At 65.2% G+C, this 15225-nt stretch carries 11 protein-coding genes; 5 read left to right on the top strand and 6 right to left on the bottom strand.

The annotated features are described in order from the left end of the window. Positions 1-678: 678 nt before the first annotated feature. The 4 genes from H7J86_RS32190 to H7J86_RS32175 all read left to right on the top strand — a co-directional run bounded on the left by H7J86_RS32190 (position 679) and on the right by H7J86_RS32175 (position 2811). A complete protein-coding gene (locus H7J86_RS32190; protein WP_267295990.1) occupies positions 679-1398 on the top strand; it encodes a hypothetical protein in 720 nt (239 codons plus the stop codon). A 537-nt stretch (positions 1399-1935) separates the two neighbouring features. Then, a complete protein-coding gene (locus tag H7J86_RS32185; RefSeq protein WP_267295988.1) occupies positions 1936-2223 on the top strand; it encodes a hypothetical protein in 288 nt (95 codons plus the stop codon). Between the two features lie 17 nt (positions 2224-2240). Next, positions 2241-2492: a hypothetical protein gene (locus H7J86_RS32180; protein WP_267295986.1), complete on the top strand. Its 252-nt coding sequence runs from the start codon at positions 2241-2243 to the stop codon at positions 2490-2492. A gap of 1 nt (position 2493) precedes the next feature. Beyond that, complete coding sequence (locus tag H7J86_RS32175; RefSeq protein WP_267295984.1) at positions 2494-2811, top strand: hypothetical protein; 318 nt, start codon at positions 2494-2496, stop codon at positions 2809-2811. Positions 2812-3163: 352 nt separating this feature from the next. On the opposite strand, the gene H7J86_RS32170 is transcribed toward H7J86_RS32175, so the two are convergent. From H7J86_RS32170 to H7J86_RS32155, 4 genes are all read right to left on the bottom strand, one after another. Beyond that, on the bottom strand, positions 3164-7339 hold the full coding sequence (locus H7J86_RS32170) for an FtsK/SpoIIIE domain-containing protein (protein WP_267295982.1): 4176 nt from the start codon (positions 7337-7339) through the stop codon (positions 3164-3166). A gap of 65 nt (positions 7340-7404) precedes the next feature. Next, positions 7405-8931: a type VII secretion protein EccB gene (eccB, locus tag H7J86_RS32165; protein ID WP_267295980.1), complete on the bottom strand. Its 1527-nt coding sequence runs from the start codon at positions 8929-8931 to the stop codon at positions 7405-7407. Next, positions 8916-10793: an AAA family ATPase gene (locus tag H7J86_RS32160; protein WP_267295978.1), complete on the bottom strand. Its 1878-nt coding sequence runs from the start codon at positions 10791-10793 to the stop codon at positions 8916-8918. The genes eccB and H7J86_RS32160 overlap by 16 nt, the downstream gene beginning before the upstream one ends. Before the next feature lie 64 nt (positions 10794-10857). After that, entirely contained in the window at positions 10858-12123 is a 1266-nt protein-coding gene (locus tag H7J86_RS32155) for a hypothetical protein (protein WP_267295976.1), read from the bottom strand. Between the two features lie 84 nt (positions 12124-12207). Here H7J86_RS32155 and H7J86_RS32150 point away from each other — a divergent pair, with 84 nt between their 5' ends. After that, the gene (locus tag H7J86_RS32150) at positions 12208-13107 is read left to right on the top strand and encodes a conjugal transfer protein (RefSeq protein ID WP_267295974.1); all 900 of its coding nucleotides are present in this window, start codon (positions 12208-12210) and stop codon (positions 13105-13107) included. A gap of 137 nt (positions 13108-13244) precedes the next feature. Here the strand turns inward: H7J86_RS32150 and H7J86_RS32145 are convergent, their stop codons facing one another. Together H7J86_RS32145 and H7J86_RS32140 are read right to left on the bottom strand one after the other, a co-directional pair. Next, positions 13245-14063 (bottom strand): hypothetical protein, encoded by an 819-nt coding sequence (locus H7J86_RS32145; RefSeq protein WP_267295972.1) that lies wholly within the window; start codon positions 14061-14063, stop codon positions 13245-13247. 112 nt (positions 14064-14175) lie between these two features. Further along, positions 14176-15189 (bottom strand): transglycosylase SLT domain-containing protein, encoded by a 1014-nt coding sequence (locus H7J86_RS32140; RefSeq protein ID WP_267295970.1) that lies wholly within the window; start codon positions 15187-15189, stop codon positions 14176-14178. Between the last annotated feature and the right edge of the window lie 36 nt (positions 15190-15225).

Below are 15225 nucleotides of genomic sequence, written 5' to 3'. Positions count from 1 at the left end.
CGTGCGGCGACTGATACCGCCGCACGCCGTGCCGGCGGCGGCGTTAGGCCCCAGCGGTGTGGTGCTCACACTCACGGTTGTCACGGCCAGACCCGCAGGACAACCGGTTTGGGAGTTGGTTGCGAGCAAACCCGGCCGCCTGGCGCCCCTGCCGGGGTGGGCCCCCGGCGTGGGTGCTGGGTACGTGCGGGCTGCGGGCCGGTCCTCGGAGCCGGCGATGGTTACTGCGCAAGGTCTGACCCGAGGTGAAAGACGCTGCGTGGTCAGGCATCAGCCGAACATCACGGCGAGAGGCATGTCATGCGGTTGCGTCGCAGGTGGCCCCAGGAGGTCCCCAGACAGTCGGTACGGCCCCGATCTCCCTGCCATGAGCACTTTGCGGCCGCTCCCCATGGGGCGCAATGCAGCCGATGCTTGCGCGTAAAGCGTCGATAGCCTGGAACACACACGTTTTCCCAGGTGCCGTGTCTGCTTCAGTGTGTATTTCCGTGAGCGCAGGGGGTGCAGTGCATGCGTGTATAGCACCGCTTTGGTCCGCATCAATCTCCCCACAAGGTCCCTGGAAGCCCCTGTCTCAATTCGGTTCTCGCCCGCGTGGCTCCCTAGCTACTCCCTAAATATGCCCCGACACGCCCCTGCCTCCGCCCTGATGCTGGTGAGACCATTACCGTGCGCGTCATGAAGGCCTACATCTACGCCAGTCCTGCGGGAGCGGCGGCGCATGTGCTGTCTCAATGCTTCAGTGATTTCGCCGAGCTGTATCGACGCGGCTTCCTACGGGACGACTCGATCGTGTGGGCCAATGCCGAAGCGCCGGATGCGAGTTTTTGGGCGCTCACGGATCGAAGCCAGTACGTGTACGTCCACCGCGCCACCGAGCCCGGCTACGTTCGGCTAACTTCGGGACGGCTGCGCTGGGGGCGCAGTTTCGATGGCACGCTCGAGAAATTCGAGGTGGATGTCGACACTCGCAACATCGCGGGCGAGCCCGACAAGCACCTCACGTTGATCGTCAAACACCGCGCACCGGGGCGGCTGGTGAAAGTCATCGACGGTTCGCGGTTGGTCGAGCTCGTCGACGGTTCCTACACCCGCCCTGAGGCCACCGTCATCGATCTAGCCGCCTACAGGCCGCCTACAGACGTGGCCGCCGCCGGCGAATTCGAGGTCAATCACGCCCGTTATCACGGTGTGAACCACATGATGTCGAGCTTGAACGCCGACAATGCCGAGTTGATTCGCAGCCATCTCGGGCTCTTCGCGTTCGACATATCCGCCGAACAGATCGCCGCGATCAATGAGCATCTGCACGTCGTAGAGACGTTCGCCGACGGGTTCGCCGAGGCGTTGTACGACCGTCTCGCCCGCGCGCATTCAGGTACCACCCCGCCGGACTGATTCCGCTGGGCGCCGATCTGATCGGACCCCGCAGCGGGCCGCCGGACGGTATGTATCTGACTCTGATTTGGAGCGGGGCGTGCGGCCAGTGCCCACGCGCTTCCGGCGACACTCCAACGTGGTACGCGTCAGATTGGGCTCGACAGCCTGGCTCGTCTCGGTGTGGTGTGTGGTGTAGCGTTCCCGCTCTCCTGGTCCAACAAGCCTGCGATTACCGGATGCGTTTACGCCCGGTGGCGCAGCATCACACCGCTCTGCACATCCCTCGGGCCGGCCGAATTCGAGCGTCGGCTCCAGACCTCACGGCCATTGGCTTGTGTGGTCGGGCTTGACCGCTTCTGGGCTCCCCACTCCACGTCCGCTACCAGAACGACGTGCGAACTCGACGTGGCCGGTGCTCCCGGATGACCCATGCCAACACGCGAGCCAACCAGCCGCCCGCGTGGGCCCTTCGATGCTCTGTGGCGCGCGGTGAAAGGGAGCCCGGCGGCGCTCGACACACCGAGCATCGTCATGCTCAATATGTATGCTATGAGCATGACAGTCAGGAACGCGGAGATTGCGTGGGACACGTCGCGCGACGGCGAGGTCTACGGGTACCACGACCAGAGCGAGTGCTACATCGAGATCACTGGCCGGGTCCGGCCGTCGATGTGGACGACTGGCACAAACGCGCGAGACTGGGCCCTGTACAACGACAGCCACTGCGCCGGCCCCATCGCCAGCGGCCACGAGGAGGGATTGCGGAACGCTAAGCGCGCTGCCCTTGAAGCCCTCAACCTTCACCTCACCAGTGTCAGCGCGGAGGGTTTGGCGAGTCGGTGAAAGGCATGTATCGGGTCGTGGCGCGTGCCAAGGAAGTGGGGTTCGATGTGGCCTTACCCGAGCCTGACGCCGCCGGCACCTTGTGGGTGAAGGACCGGTCGCAGGATCGCGTCGTCGCGGTGGTCAATGTGTCCCGCAAGGGCGCAGTCACCAGCGGGCATGGTTGGACACCGGACCGTCGCACCGTGCAGTTCACGGGACGCTATAAGGACGAGCAGGTCTGCGACCTTTTGCAGCGCTACGACCGGACTTTGATGCAGGTGATCTGAGGTGGGAATCCCGCGCCGGACTGTGCGCATACCCGACGCCGAGTGGGAAGCCGGACACCTCAAGGCGCAATCCCACGGTGACACGTTGACCGACGTCCTGCGTCGCCTGCTGGCCGGCTATCTCGTCGGCGATGCGAGCGAACTCAGCGGCTACAACATCGAGTATCGAGCCACGCCCAGGGACGCTGACAGTTCGCTCAGCGTCGAAGGCATCACGGGTCGATTCGAGGACGTCCGCCGCCTCTACCCTCCGAGGCTGTGGCATTTGGAAGAGCGCACCGTGTCCCCCTACCGGGTGTGTTCTCGGCGGTCAGGATGAAGCGGATCGGTCCGCCCGAGCCGAAGCCGTTCACCATCCGCCGTGACGGCACACTGGTTGATCGGGAGTCGAGGACATGCTTTGGCCGTGTTTACCTCGACCGCATATTGGGCTGGGTGGCCAGCAGTGATCACGGCGAGTTTCTGGGGCACGGGTGTGGGCGCGGTGGAGCTGCCCAACGCGCTTGGCGCGACTGGCAGCAGCGAGGCTGCGCTTAACGACGACGCTTGGCGGAGCACCGCGTCGCGAGGGGGCGCAGATACGAATCTGGCGCTGCGCGTCGGAAACGGGCTCCGAGGCACAGCGCCAGATTCAAGGTGTCCGACCGGTAGGTGACGGACGGGCGTCTGCCCTATTGCTCCCAGGGGCGTGCGTGGGCGGTTTGGATGATCTCGGGCACCATGGTTTCCGCATCGACGAGCATCGCCTGACCGGCTCGACGAGGTGCGAATTTGATGCCCGTTCCGGGCCACAACGTTCCCTCGGCGACCGGCCCGCTGAGCAGAAGCGTTGCTGACTGCGCGCCCGCGAGAGCCTTGTAGATGCGCGAACTCATCCGGGTAGTGGCGAAGCCCTGGGCCGGGCCGGTGATGTAGACGTGCAGGCCAAGGTCGTTGCGGCCCTCGACGAGGCCGGCGATCGGGTCGATCGGGTTCTCCTGCCCGAACATGGCGGTCGACCCGCCGAAGGCTTGGACGCCGTCGACCAAGACGAAGATCTCGGGGCCGCTGTACCAGGAGCGGTCTCGGATCATGGCCGCGGTGAGCTGTTGGTCCATTGTCGGGTTGCGGCGCTCGATCTCGGTCTTGACCTTCGCGACAATCTCACTGCTGGTCGTCTTGTCGCTGGAATAGCCCATGAGGTAGCCGCGCTTGGCGAGTTCCTCCTGCTCGGTCAGGAACTCGTACTTCGTCTCCAAAATGACGATCTGAGCCTGGTCGGGAGTGAACTGCTGGACGATCGAGTTGATGATGCCGCGAAGCAGCGATGTCCGCCCCGACTTCGGCTCGCCGACCGCAACGAGGTGTGGCGAGGTCATGTCGGGGATGGTGACGATGCGCAGATCCTCGGTGCTGACGCCGATAGGAAGGTGCTTGTCGAGGGCGCGTTGGCCACTCCACCACTCGGCGAACTCCGCGGGCGTCGGGGCATGCCCGAGCTTGCTCTGGCACGTCTGCACACGATGGCGGTCGTAGACGTCCCACACCACGCTGTAGTCGATGACAGGGGGCGCCGGGTCGACGCGAGGTGCACGGATGACCTCACCTCGGTCGTCGGTGTGCAGCTGTTGCATGGCTGCCACGAACCGCGCGATGCCAGCGCTGTAGTCGGCGTGCGGGTCGTAGACAGGGTTGCCCTCCTCCTCCCCCACTGGCTGGACCGGGTCGAACATGGGGATGACCACGCGGGCCGCGAGGCTGCGTTCGAGGTCGACGCAGCGTCCGGGTTGCTGGGCTGGTATCGCACGTAGGAGTGCTTTCTGCCGCTGATCCAAACCCATTGCGGCGGCCGGATCTTCGACGGCCAGCTGCACGGTCGTGCCGAAGAACTCGTTGAGTTTGAGCGGGATGCGGGTCTGCGATTCGCCGGAGACGATGAGGTGCACTCCGAGTCGGCCGCCGTCATTGAGGAGCCGTAGGAAGGTCTCTTTGACTTCGGGGTTCTCGTCGACGTAGCTCGGGAATCCGTCGATGGCGAGGAAGTAGTGGCCGTAGGGGTCGTCTTCGACGGGGTCGGTGGCGCGGGAGGCGAAGTACTGATCCAGTGAGACGACGCCGGCGCGCTTACCGAATTCGCGTTCCCGAATGTCGATGAGGCGGAATGTCTCGCCGATGAGGCGGGCCACTTTGTCGGTGTCGGACTTGCGAGCGTATCCGCCGACGTTGGGCATCTGTTCCATCTCGCCGAGCTTTGCGCCGGCGTAGTCGACGAGGTAGAACGAGCAGAATGCTGGCGAGTAGGCGCGGCACGCGGCGGCGACGATGGCCCCGATTGCCGTTGTGCGGCCTGAGGAGCCGCGGCCGATGACTCGGATGTGGGCTTTGCCGCCCTCGGGGGTGATGACGTAGGGCAGGCGTGTGTGCAGGCGTGGTGCGTCAGTGTCTCCGAGACGGAGTTCGAGCCGTTGGGAGCTGGCTGGTGCGATGTCGATGTCGGCGTAGCTGATTGGGGCTCGCAGCGATGGCTTCCACAGTTCGAGGGCTTTGACGTCGTCGAAGTGTGCGAGGTGATCGATCAGCGCGTCGCGCATGGTCGGGTGTTCGACGTTGGCTTGGGCGGGTGCGTCCAAGGCGGTTTCCTCGGGGGCCGCTTGCTCGTAGTTGTTGGCCAGTGTGAAGCGGTGTAGGCGGCCTCCTGCGCCGGTCTTGTCCTTCGTCGCGGTTTTCGCGGCGGCCGCCACGCTGCGGGCGGCGATGTAGGGGGCCTCGACGTCGAAGCTGATTGCGTTGGTGAGTCGTTCACCGGTATCGCGGCGCAGGATGAAGGCGCCGCGGCCCATCGGCAGATCCTTGGCAGCGTCGGTGTCCTTGAGGACAGCGCGCGAGCGTTGTCCGGTCTGGGTCTTCAGTGAGATGCCGAAGGTGAGGTGTTCCATGAGGTCTTGCAGCAGCGACTGGTCGATGTACTGCGAGCACGGAATGATGTGCATGCCGAGGCCGCGGCCGACCGCGCCGGTGCGAGTCAGTAGTTTCAGGTAGCCCTTTTCCTTGTGGGTTTCCATGAATTCGCGGAACTCGTCGACGATGATGAACAGCTCCGGCAGAGCGGGGTACTGATTTGGCTTGGCGGCGCGCATCTTTCGATAGGCGACGATGTCTTTGGCCTTGTACTCGCGCAGATAGTTCTCCCGCCGGTAGATCTCGCCTTCGATGACCTCGTAGGCGCGTTCGACGAGTTCCTCCTCTTTGACGAGGTTGGTGATGTTGGCGACCGTGTGAGGCAGCTTCTCGAAGCCGGCGAAGGTGGAGCCACCTTTGAAGTCCATCAGGATGAGGTTGAGCTTGTCGGGGCCGAAGAGCACGCAGAGGGCGAGCACAATGCCGTTGAGCAGGTAGCTCTTACCTGAACCGGTGATGCCCTGAATTGCTCCGTGCAGGCCACTGCCCTGCACGGACGCTTCGCCGAAGTCGAGGGTGACCAGCTCGTTGGTTCGTTCGTATTTCTCGGTCGAGCGGTAGCCAATCGGCACTTCGAAATGTGAGTCGGTGGCGTTGCGGTGCCACTGTGGTCGCGGGTCGAAGGTTTCGAGGTTGGTGATGCCCAGCGAGGTCAGGAAGTCCAGAGCTGCGGCTTCGACGGCTGTCTCGGTGTGGCTGACGCCGTCCCAGTTGGGCGGCCGGTACCGGCTCATCTTCTGGGCAATGAGGCGGGCTTGCATGACGCTGACCGAGTCGGCGTGCGCGAAGTTCTTCTGGGTCGGGGTGGATAGTTCGCGGTTTGCGGTGACCCTGAGTCGTCCGGCGGTCTCGGTCAGCGATTCGCTGATAGCGCGCAGGATGACGAATGTGGTGTTGGCAGTAGACGCGCCGGGGGGTAGAGCGACATCGGAGTCGGGGGTGTCGACGAAGACGATGGTGTGGCTGATGTCCTCAGCGGGGCGGTCGCGGGTGTCGTTGACGAATTCTGATACCGATCGCCATGCCAGGCGAGCGGTGCCGGATCGGTCGGTGCTGAATCGGTTTTGGGTGTGCGGCAACCATTTGAGCCAGTCCCAGTCATCGCGGCTGGGGTTGTCGCAGATGAGTCCAATGGTCAGATCTCGCGGCGAGGAGTTGTAGGCGAGGGAGACGATGACGGCGCGAGCCAGTGCCATGACGGCCTCCGGGTCACCGCGGAACGCGTAGGCGGGCAGTTCTCGCAGGCTCATACCCAGGGGGCAGTTGGTGACGAATTGCTGAGTGCGCAGGAACCGTCGGTAGGCGGCGTAGGTGAAGGGCTCCTGCTGTTCGTCGACGGGCTCTTGATCGCGGGCCTTGATGCGCGGGAAGACTCGGGTGATGCCGACGCCGATGCGTGCGGTCAGCCATGGGTGCGCTGCTTCGGGCTCGTCGTCGGCGTCGTCGAGGGCGGCGGTGTCCGGGCGCACGGTCCACATGGTGGGGCGGCCTACGCGGGTGAACAGTAGGTCGGGGTGCGGGTAAACCTGTGATTGCAGGGCGTGGATTTGGCGGCCGTGTTGGTGGGCGAGTTTGCGTTTCTCCCTTAGCGAGAGCAGGTAGTTCTTGCGCTTGATGTTCAGTTCGCCCATCGAGCCGCCGCCGGCGCCGCCGACGCCGAGGTAGGCCAGCGCGCCGACGGCCATGCCCATTGGGGCCATCATCATCATGGGTGAGATCACGCGGGTTCCGGTGAAGATCATCATGCCGAAGAAGCTGATCATGATGACACCGATGAAGACGGGGATCAGGCGCATGTACCACGGGCCGGGGGCCTGTTCCTCGAGGATCTCCGGGTCGGGGACCACGACGGGCTGGCTGTCGATCGGTGGTAGTACCCGTGGTGGCGAGACGAAGGCTTCAGTGGCCATGTGAACGTTTCCCCCTGTGGCAGTTGGCTATTGGTTGAGTCGGATTTGGGCGGTGTGACACTGGGTCAGCCCGGCGGTGCGGCGGCCTGGTCGGCCTGTTGCGGGTTGGCGGGAAGGGCCTTTTGGTTGAGGTCATCGGGCAGTAGGCCGTGCACGGTGAGCGCGTTGGCGCGTGACAGGGTGGACCCCGGTGCGTAGAGCTTGGCGATCGACCACGGGATGGGTAGCGGGTCGCGGGTTCCCAACCCGAGCGCCTTGACCACCTCGTCGTACTGGCCGGAGGAATCGGGCCCGATCATGTAGCGGATCCCGGTGTCGTCGATGTACATGAGTTGTTCGGCGGCGTGGGAATCCGGTGCGGCGCCGGTGATTCGGACAAACCAGCCATGGCCGGGGTCGGTGAAGCTGGCGTTGGCTGTGGCGTTCGGATCGGTGGACTTGAGCAGCGGAACGACCTTGCTGAGGTCCTCGGGGGCGATGGGTAGGGATTCGCCGGTGGAGATGGTCGTGGTGGCGCGCTGGTCTCGTGCGCCCTTCTCCCATGACCAGCACAGGACGTGCGGTGTGCGGAAGGTCGGAGCGCGGTCGGGGTAGTGGTTGACGTCGATGTCGTTGGCCAGAGGTTGTTTGGCAAGGTCGGACGGGTCGATGGTGGTGATCTGGTTGCTTCCGGTGTTGATCAGCAGTTGGGCGACGAATTCAGGTACCAGTTGCAGGCCGTCGGAGAGCGCGACGCGATATTGGCGTTGTCCGTCGGCGTCGCTGGTGGTGATGACGTCGCCGTTTCGGACTGCGGGCAGACCGGGGTTTACTTGGCCTCGGTCGGCGATGTAGGGCGTGGTGAGTGTCGGCGCGGCCGGGATGGCGTTGAACAGGCCCAGCGAGATGGGGATGGCGTCGGCGATGACGGTCGGATTGAGCGCGAGTGCGGCGCGGGTGGCCATGTCCTGGGGGGCGATCAGCGTGCGCTCCCCCTTGTAGACCATCCAGAGTTGGTCGGGCGCGGATTCGAGTTTCACGAGGATGGCGTCGGTGTTGCGTAGCGCGCTGACGGCGGGGCTGACGGCGTCGGTGCCGGCGAGCAGGGTGGTCGACAGTGCGTCGGTCTTGGTGAGCGAGAGATCGGTGGTGTCGGTGTGTTTGTCGCAGACGGTCCATTCGGCGGTGTCGTCGGTGCGCTGGGAGAGGTTGTTGGGGGCGGAGGGAATGCCCATCAGCTGGCCGCGCGGTTGGCCGGTCAGGGTGTCGTCTTTGACGACCTTGGGGGTGTCGGCCTTGCCGACGATCAGTCGCGCGGAAGCCAGGTTGGTGACGGGATGCAAAGCCCCGTCGTACATGACGTAGTAGCCGCCGGATTTGGTGATGACCATGCTGGCGCCGTTCTGGTCGGCACGTGAGGCGAATACCGACATCAGCAGCCCGATGGCAGGGATCATCGCGGCGAGGAAGATTCCCACGGCGAAGGCGATGGTTTGCGGTGAGAAGGGGCTGGTGTTGAGGCTGGTGTCGCGGCGGGTGATGCCTTGTTCGATGCGGCGGACGCCGAGGCGGTAGCCGGACAGTTGGACCTTGGTTGTCAGTTGCCGTGCCACTGGTGTTCTCCCCCTGAGTTGTCGGCGCCGGTGTGCGGTGTGGTCGGTGGTGTCGGGCTGTGCCGGCCCAGGAGCGGATCGATCTTGTCGCGCAATGCCAGGGCCACGTCTTCGGGCACGAGGGAGAAGAATTCCTCGTCCGATAGTGCTTGCATGTTGCTGGCGCCGACTCGAAGGCTGCGGTACTCCTCGGCGGCTTCGATGACGTTGCGCACGAAGCGGCCGTTGCCGGCGACGTCGATCAGACGCCGGCCGGCGTGGTCCTGCACGAGCAGTAGCGCGCGTGTCTCCTCGACTATGAGGTCGCGTGATGCTGCGGCCAGTATCGAATTGCGTTGTTGGGCGAGTACTTCGGCGATCGCGCCGATTTCTTCGGGGCTGTAGGAGGAGAAGTTGATCCGGCGAGCGACGCGCGAGCTGAGGCCGTCGTTGGCGTCGAGGAGGCGTTGGATGTCTTCGGGGTAGCCGGCGACGATGACGACGAGTCGGTCTCGTTCGTTTTCCATCCGCGCGAGGATGGTGTCGATGGCGATCTTGCCGAAGTCGTTCTTGGTCTCGGACACGACCAGCGTGTAGGCCTCGTCGATGAACAGGACGCCGTCGAGGGCACTGTCGATGACGGCGTTGGTCTTGGCTTCGGTTTCACCGATGTGCTGGCCGACGAGTTCGGCGCGGCGCACTTCTTTGAGGTTGTTGGTCTTGATCATTCCTAGGCCGCACAATATGTTTGCGACGATGCGGGCCACGGTGGTCTTGCCGGTTCCTGGCGGTCCGGTGAACGCCATGTGCAGTGATTTGGCCTGTGCGCCGCGGCCGCGGCGTTTGGCCTCGACGTCCCAGGCGACGTCTCTTCTGAACCGCAGGACTTGATGTTTGACGTCGGTCATGCCGATCTGGCGGTTGAGTTCTGCGTCGGCTTCGGCGAGCAGTGTGTTTTGGGCTTCTGCGCGTTCGGCTTCGCGGACCTCGCTGAGGTCGGATTCCGTGCTGGGGTCCCAGTAGGATCCGCGTTGCCGGATGAGTTCTGCGGTGGTCTGTTTCAGGGTGATCGTCGGATCTGCCAGCGCAGCGTCCAGTTTGGCGGTGCGCACGTAGGCCATTCCACTGTTCCAAAGAATGGCGGCGGCGTCCTCGTCGCCTTTGGCGCGGGCGATCAGGCCGAGGTAGTAGCACGATTCGGCGCCGACGTTGATGTAGTGCCCAAGCTCGGCTTTCTTGAGGCGTTCCTCGGCCACGATGAAGTTGCCCAGGTGGGCGTAGGCGATGCCGCTGTAGAGGTAGGCGGCGGACTGGAGGAGCGTGTCGGTCTCGCCGGCGTCGCGCTCATAGGCGTCGAATTTGTGGGGCGAGAGGACGTCTTGGGTGAGGTCGATGACGTCTTGCCAGCGTTCGGCTCGGAAGTGGATGTAGGCCTTCATGAGGGTCACGGGGGGCAGCGGTGATGGGGCGGCGTTGATGACGTCGTAGGCGTCGGCGAAACGGGACTGCCCGGCCAGGATCGCCGCGTAGCCCAGGTGGGCGATGGTGCGGGTGCGCAGGGTGTAGGTCAGGTCCAGTTCTGGGATGAGGCTGACCTTCGTGTAGAGGACGTCCTCGCGCAGCCGTTGGCCGTTCTCGATCACCTGGCCGAGCAGCTTGCCCCAGGTGGGCAGCGTTCGGTAGATGTTCTCGACAAGAGTGGGTGTGGCGGGGCGATCCTCGTCGAGGAGGGCCAGAGCGCGGTAGAGGTCGCACTGGTCGGCGTCGAGCTGCTGGATGCACCACTGAAAGTGCTCGCGTGCCGAGGCGATGTTCTTCTGGACGATCCCGGCGGTCAGGCCGGTGCTGAAGTAGGTGACGAGGTCGCTGGTGCTCTGGGTCATGGTGTGGTCCCCCGGGGTGAGGCGGTCGAGGAAGGCTGCAGTGTGATGATCATGGTTGCGGCGTTCAGGCCGTGCCGCCAGCGGGGCGACCGACGATGCTGAGGTGACCGACAGCGAAAGATCCGTCGACTTGTCCTGCGTCGGGGCCGCCCAGGATGCCGGGCAGCGAGCCGCCTTGGTTCGGGACCGCAGGTGGGCGCTCTGTCTTCTGGATTGTCGCGGTGATGATCTGGGTGGCGATGTTGGGGATGGTGAGGGTGGCGCCGCCGCGGGTCGGGTTGATCTTCTGCACTATCTGCGTCCCTCCGATGCGCCACAGGATCTGGGTGACCAAGCGGTGTTCGTTCCAGTGGTCTTCGCCGTTGGGTTCGACGTAGTCGAAACCGGGCACGACCGTGATCGCCGAGACGACCACGGGTTCTTTGAATTCGATGGTCAATACGCCGTTGTCGACGCCGTAGATGCGGGTACAGATCCAGGCCTGCGACTTGTCTGGTCCGAAGATCAGTCCTGGGTTGTCGGAGCTGCCGGCCGGGCAATCGGCGGAGACGTTCTGCGGCAGCAGCGGGGTGTCGGCGGGGGCGGTGGTCGGCGGGGGCGGCGCTTCGGCCGTGAGCGGCGGCGCGTCCAGCGGGGCGGGGTCGTGACCGCCGCCGATGACGAGTGCGCCGGCCAGCGCTACCACCAGGACCGCGGCGACCGGTGCGGCAATGCGGGCCCACCCCGGCAACGATCCCCACAGTGTGGCCAGTGAGCGGCCGCGCGGGCGGGCAGGTTGGACGTCCCACGGGGCGGCCGCGGGAATGGGTTCCCCCAACGGGGCGGTGGGCGTGGGCGGGGGTGGCGGGGGGTCGTCGACGGGGGCGATATCGGCGACATCGTCGGGCACGGTGAGTTCGTCAGGCTGCGGTGGGTGCCACAACGCGTAACGGTCCTCGTCGACTGTTGGGGGGATGCCGGCGTCGTCGTCGGGCAGCCATACCGGCGGGTCGGGGAAGGCTGGTGTGACTTTGCCGCCGCCTCCTTCGGCGCCACCCACGGGCGTCCACGGGGCAGCGGTGCTGGTCTGCGGGCTCGGAGCGGTCGGGGTGGGGCGCGGGTCGTCGCGCGCCCAGTCCTCCAGCTCGAGGGCGGGTCGTTCGATAGGTGGCGGTGGTGGTGGCGCCGGCGCTGGAAGGACCTCGTTGAGCAGCGCGTTCATGGCTGCGTGCTCGTCCTCAGGTGACAAGGTGCGGTCGCTGAGGAACTGATCGACCTGAGAATGGATGCGCTTGGCATGCGCGGGTGTGATGTCTGCCGGGTCAAGCGGTAGGTCCCCCTTTTGTGCCACGTCCGCTCGCGCCTCCGGTCCGATGTTTCAACTTGACTTTATGATAGCGGCGAGTTGCCAACCGCCTGGAAAGACACCTTCATCATGCCGTCACTGTCCGAAATCCAGTTCACCCCGACCGCGACACGGCGCCTTTTTTTCGCGACCGCCGCCGCTGCGTGGACGGCTCTTCTGGTCGTGATCGCCCTGATCGTCTGGCTCATTCGCATCGAGTCCGCACAGAAGCCGGTCGACGTGATGAGTGAGATCAACGCCTACGTCGGCGCGGAGTTCTTCGCAAGAAACTTCCTGCTGGTCTGGCTGGGCGGCAGCCCCCACGAGGCGGAGAAACTGGCGACGATGACGGCCATGCCCGGCCAACCTCAGCTCAATGCCGACCCGTTCACCGTGCTCGATATCAATGCGGTGCCGCCGGTGACGCGCACTGCTGCGGGCAAGGAGACCGAATGGGGTTTGACTCTTGCTGCAACTCTGATCTCGCCCGGATCAGGCACCAACGCGCGCAATTACTTTCGTGTCACCTTCGTGGAGGCCGGGGGAACCTACAAGGCGTTGATGTGGCCGCGGCCGGTCAACAACTCTGCGCGGGCGGTGCAGATCAGTTCGTATTACACCAACGGGATCGCCGCCAACACTCCGTTGGGCACGCAGGTTGGCGCGTTCTTGACCGCGTTCTACACCGGCAACAACGCGGGTTCGCTGGGCAGCTACGTGTCCTCGGAATTCACCGACAGCGCCATCAAGGCCTCGCCGTACACGTCGGTACAGATCACCTCGATCATGGCTGCCAAGGACTCCCCTGACACCGCTACGGCGCAGCCAGGCACCACGGTGCACGTGTTGGCGACGGCCAAGGCGGCAGTGAGCACGACGACGTTCAACACCATCGACGCACCGCTGCGGCTGACACTGAGCAACAACAAGCAATGGCTGGTTGACGGGTTCGACGAGCCGGTCCACTTCGGGGACGTCAGCTACAAGTAGCGGCGTCGCCGGCTGCACCGACTGGGCCGCCGCGGCGCCTGGCGCGGGCTGGGCGGCGCGCCAGCCACTTCGGGCGGCCGGGCGCGGCCAGGGCCGTCGGATGGCACTCCCCCAGCTGGGCGTGTCCGCCCGGGCTTTTACGGTGTGGGTGTCGCCGGCGACGATCCCGCGGTGGTGGGTGTGCCCGCCGGCGGCGCTGGTGGTGCGGGGGCGGTCAGGGTCCAGCCTCCGGCCGCGGTGCGTGAGAGCGGTGCGCCGGGCCCGTGGTCGGCGCCGAGTTGGGTTGCGGCGGCTAGGACGTCGGGTGGCTGTGCCGCGGTCACGTCGACGTCGACGTCGTTGACCGAGTAGTGCGTGATGTCGGAGGCGTTGGTGATGGTCGCCGAGTTCGGTCCGACGGTGTAGCGGCCGCCGTCCAGGCGGGCGGCTGGCGTCGGTGCGAGCGCACCGGTCCACTTCGATGGTGGGTAGAACAGCTTGCCTTGCAGCAGATCACCGATGTTGACCCAGCCCGGCGGGGGTGGTGGCGTCCCGGTGACACCGAGGGCTGACCAGAAATCGGTGTCACCGCGGAGGTAGACCGTGCCCTGGTCGAGCAGGGCGTCGCCGCGAGTGCCCCCGGCGGTCACCACACCGGATCCGGCGGTGTTGTCGTCGAGGTAGGTCAGCTGTAGGCCGAAAGTGTGTCCGTTGACGACGATCGTGCCGGACGCCTTGTGCGCACCGGAGCGCTGTCGAGCCAGCAGCGTGTTGATGCCGGTGATCTCCAGCTGGCTGAGGGGGTGTTCGGTGGGCAGGGTGGGAGGCGGAGGCGGAGGCGGTGGGTCAGTGCGGGTCAGGGCCCAGGTCACGCTTGCCGTGGCGGCGACGAGGGCGACGAGGAGGACGGGGATGATGACCTTGCGCCATTGGAACGCTTTCGGGGCACGCCAGTTGGTGTTGCCGGTGGTCGTCATCGCGGGGTCTTCACCGTCGTCGGGTACATAAACCGGAGTTTACGGTTCAGATAGGGGGTGAAGCGCGGCGACACCGGTTGAGAGGCCCGGAATCCGCGGTACGTGAGCGCGGTCAGTAGCCGCCGTACCCGGCGGCGACCCGGCGGGCATGGAACTGCTGGAGGCCGGTTCCGTCGGCGCTCACCTTGTATTCGCTCATCATGTAGGCGACGCCTGCTGAGCCGCTGGCTACGGGGTCGAACATGTTCCTCGATGTTCCTGCGATGTGGTACGAGGCGAAGGTGGAGGGCTTCATCTGCGCGATTCCGCGGGTCGCCTCGGCGGGGGCGCCGTCGCTGCGGGGCGGGCCGGGAATTTTGGCGTTGGTGTCATCCCTGTTGACCGCGTCGGGGACGTAGCTGCTTTCCTTCCACCACTGGTTGAGCAGGATCTCCCGCCACCGGGCTCTCACCTCGGGGTTGGTGCTCACGCCGTTGTTGTCCAGTGACCGTTCGATGACTGCCATGACCTGCGGTCTGGTCAGCGTCAGCCCTGTTGGGTCGGTGACGATTTCGTTGTTGCGTAGCGGTTCGCGGCCACCTGCCGCGCGGGCAGCTGACGGGCTGCCGGAAAGCGATTCCGATCCCTCGGCGCCGGCGAGGAGCTTGGCGAGGGCAGCGGGGGCAACATTGAACATTCCCGGTGCGGCCATGGGCATTTGGGGAGCCATGGCAGGCATCGGGGGTGGTGGTGCAGGCATTGCCGCTGGGGCGGGAGCTGGCATCATTGGCGTTGAGTTGGCGAACGGATTAGAGGAACCAGCGGGACGGGACAGGGCGTCGCGCAAGGCGGACAGTCCCCCGGGTTCTGTTGCGCGGCTGGTGCGTTCGGCACTTCGCTTATCAGTATCGTCGAGAGCGTTCGCCGCGCCCTTGCCCTTGCTCAGGGAGGTGTCGGCGTCGTCGATGTTGCCCTTCGTCTTGTCGTTGTGGTCTTTGAGCGCCTGGGAGATCGCCGGATCTTCCAGACCATGCTCGCTGGGGGCGGGTACACCGCCGCGGTGATCGCGCAGTGCCGCCTGCGACTGACTGTAGGTCTGCTCGGCCGTGGGTTGATCGACGGCGATCTGATTGGGTTCCGGTGCCATGGTTGAGGATGCCTGCCAGGTCCAGTTTTGCTGCGC

It is taken from the genome of Mycobacterium hackensackense, from assembly GCF_025822555.1.
In the GTDB taxonomy this organism is placed as follows: domain Bacteria; phylum Actinomycetota; class Actinomycetes; order Mycobacteriales; family Mycobacteriaceae; genus Mycobacterium; species Mycobacterium fluoranthenivorans.
Note: the sequence above shows the minus strand (reverse complement) of the source record. Positions and strands in the feature narration are given on the sequence as shown.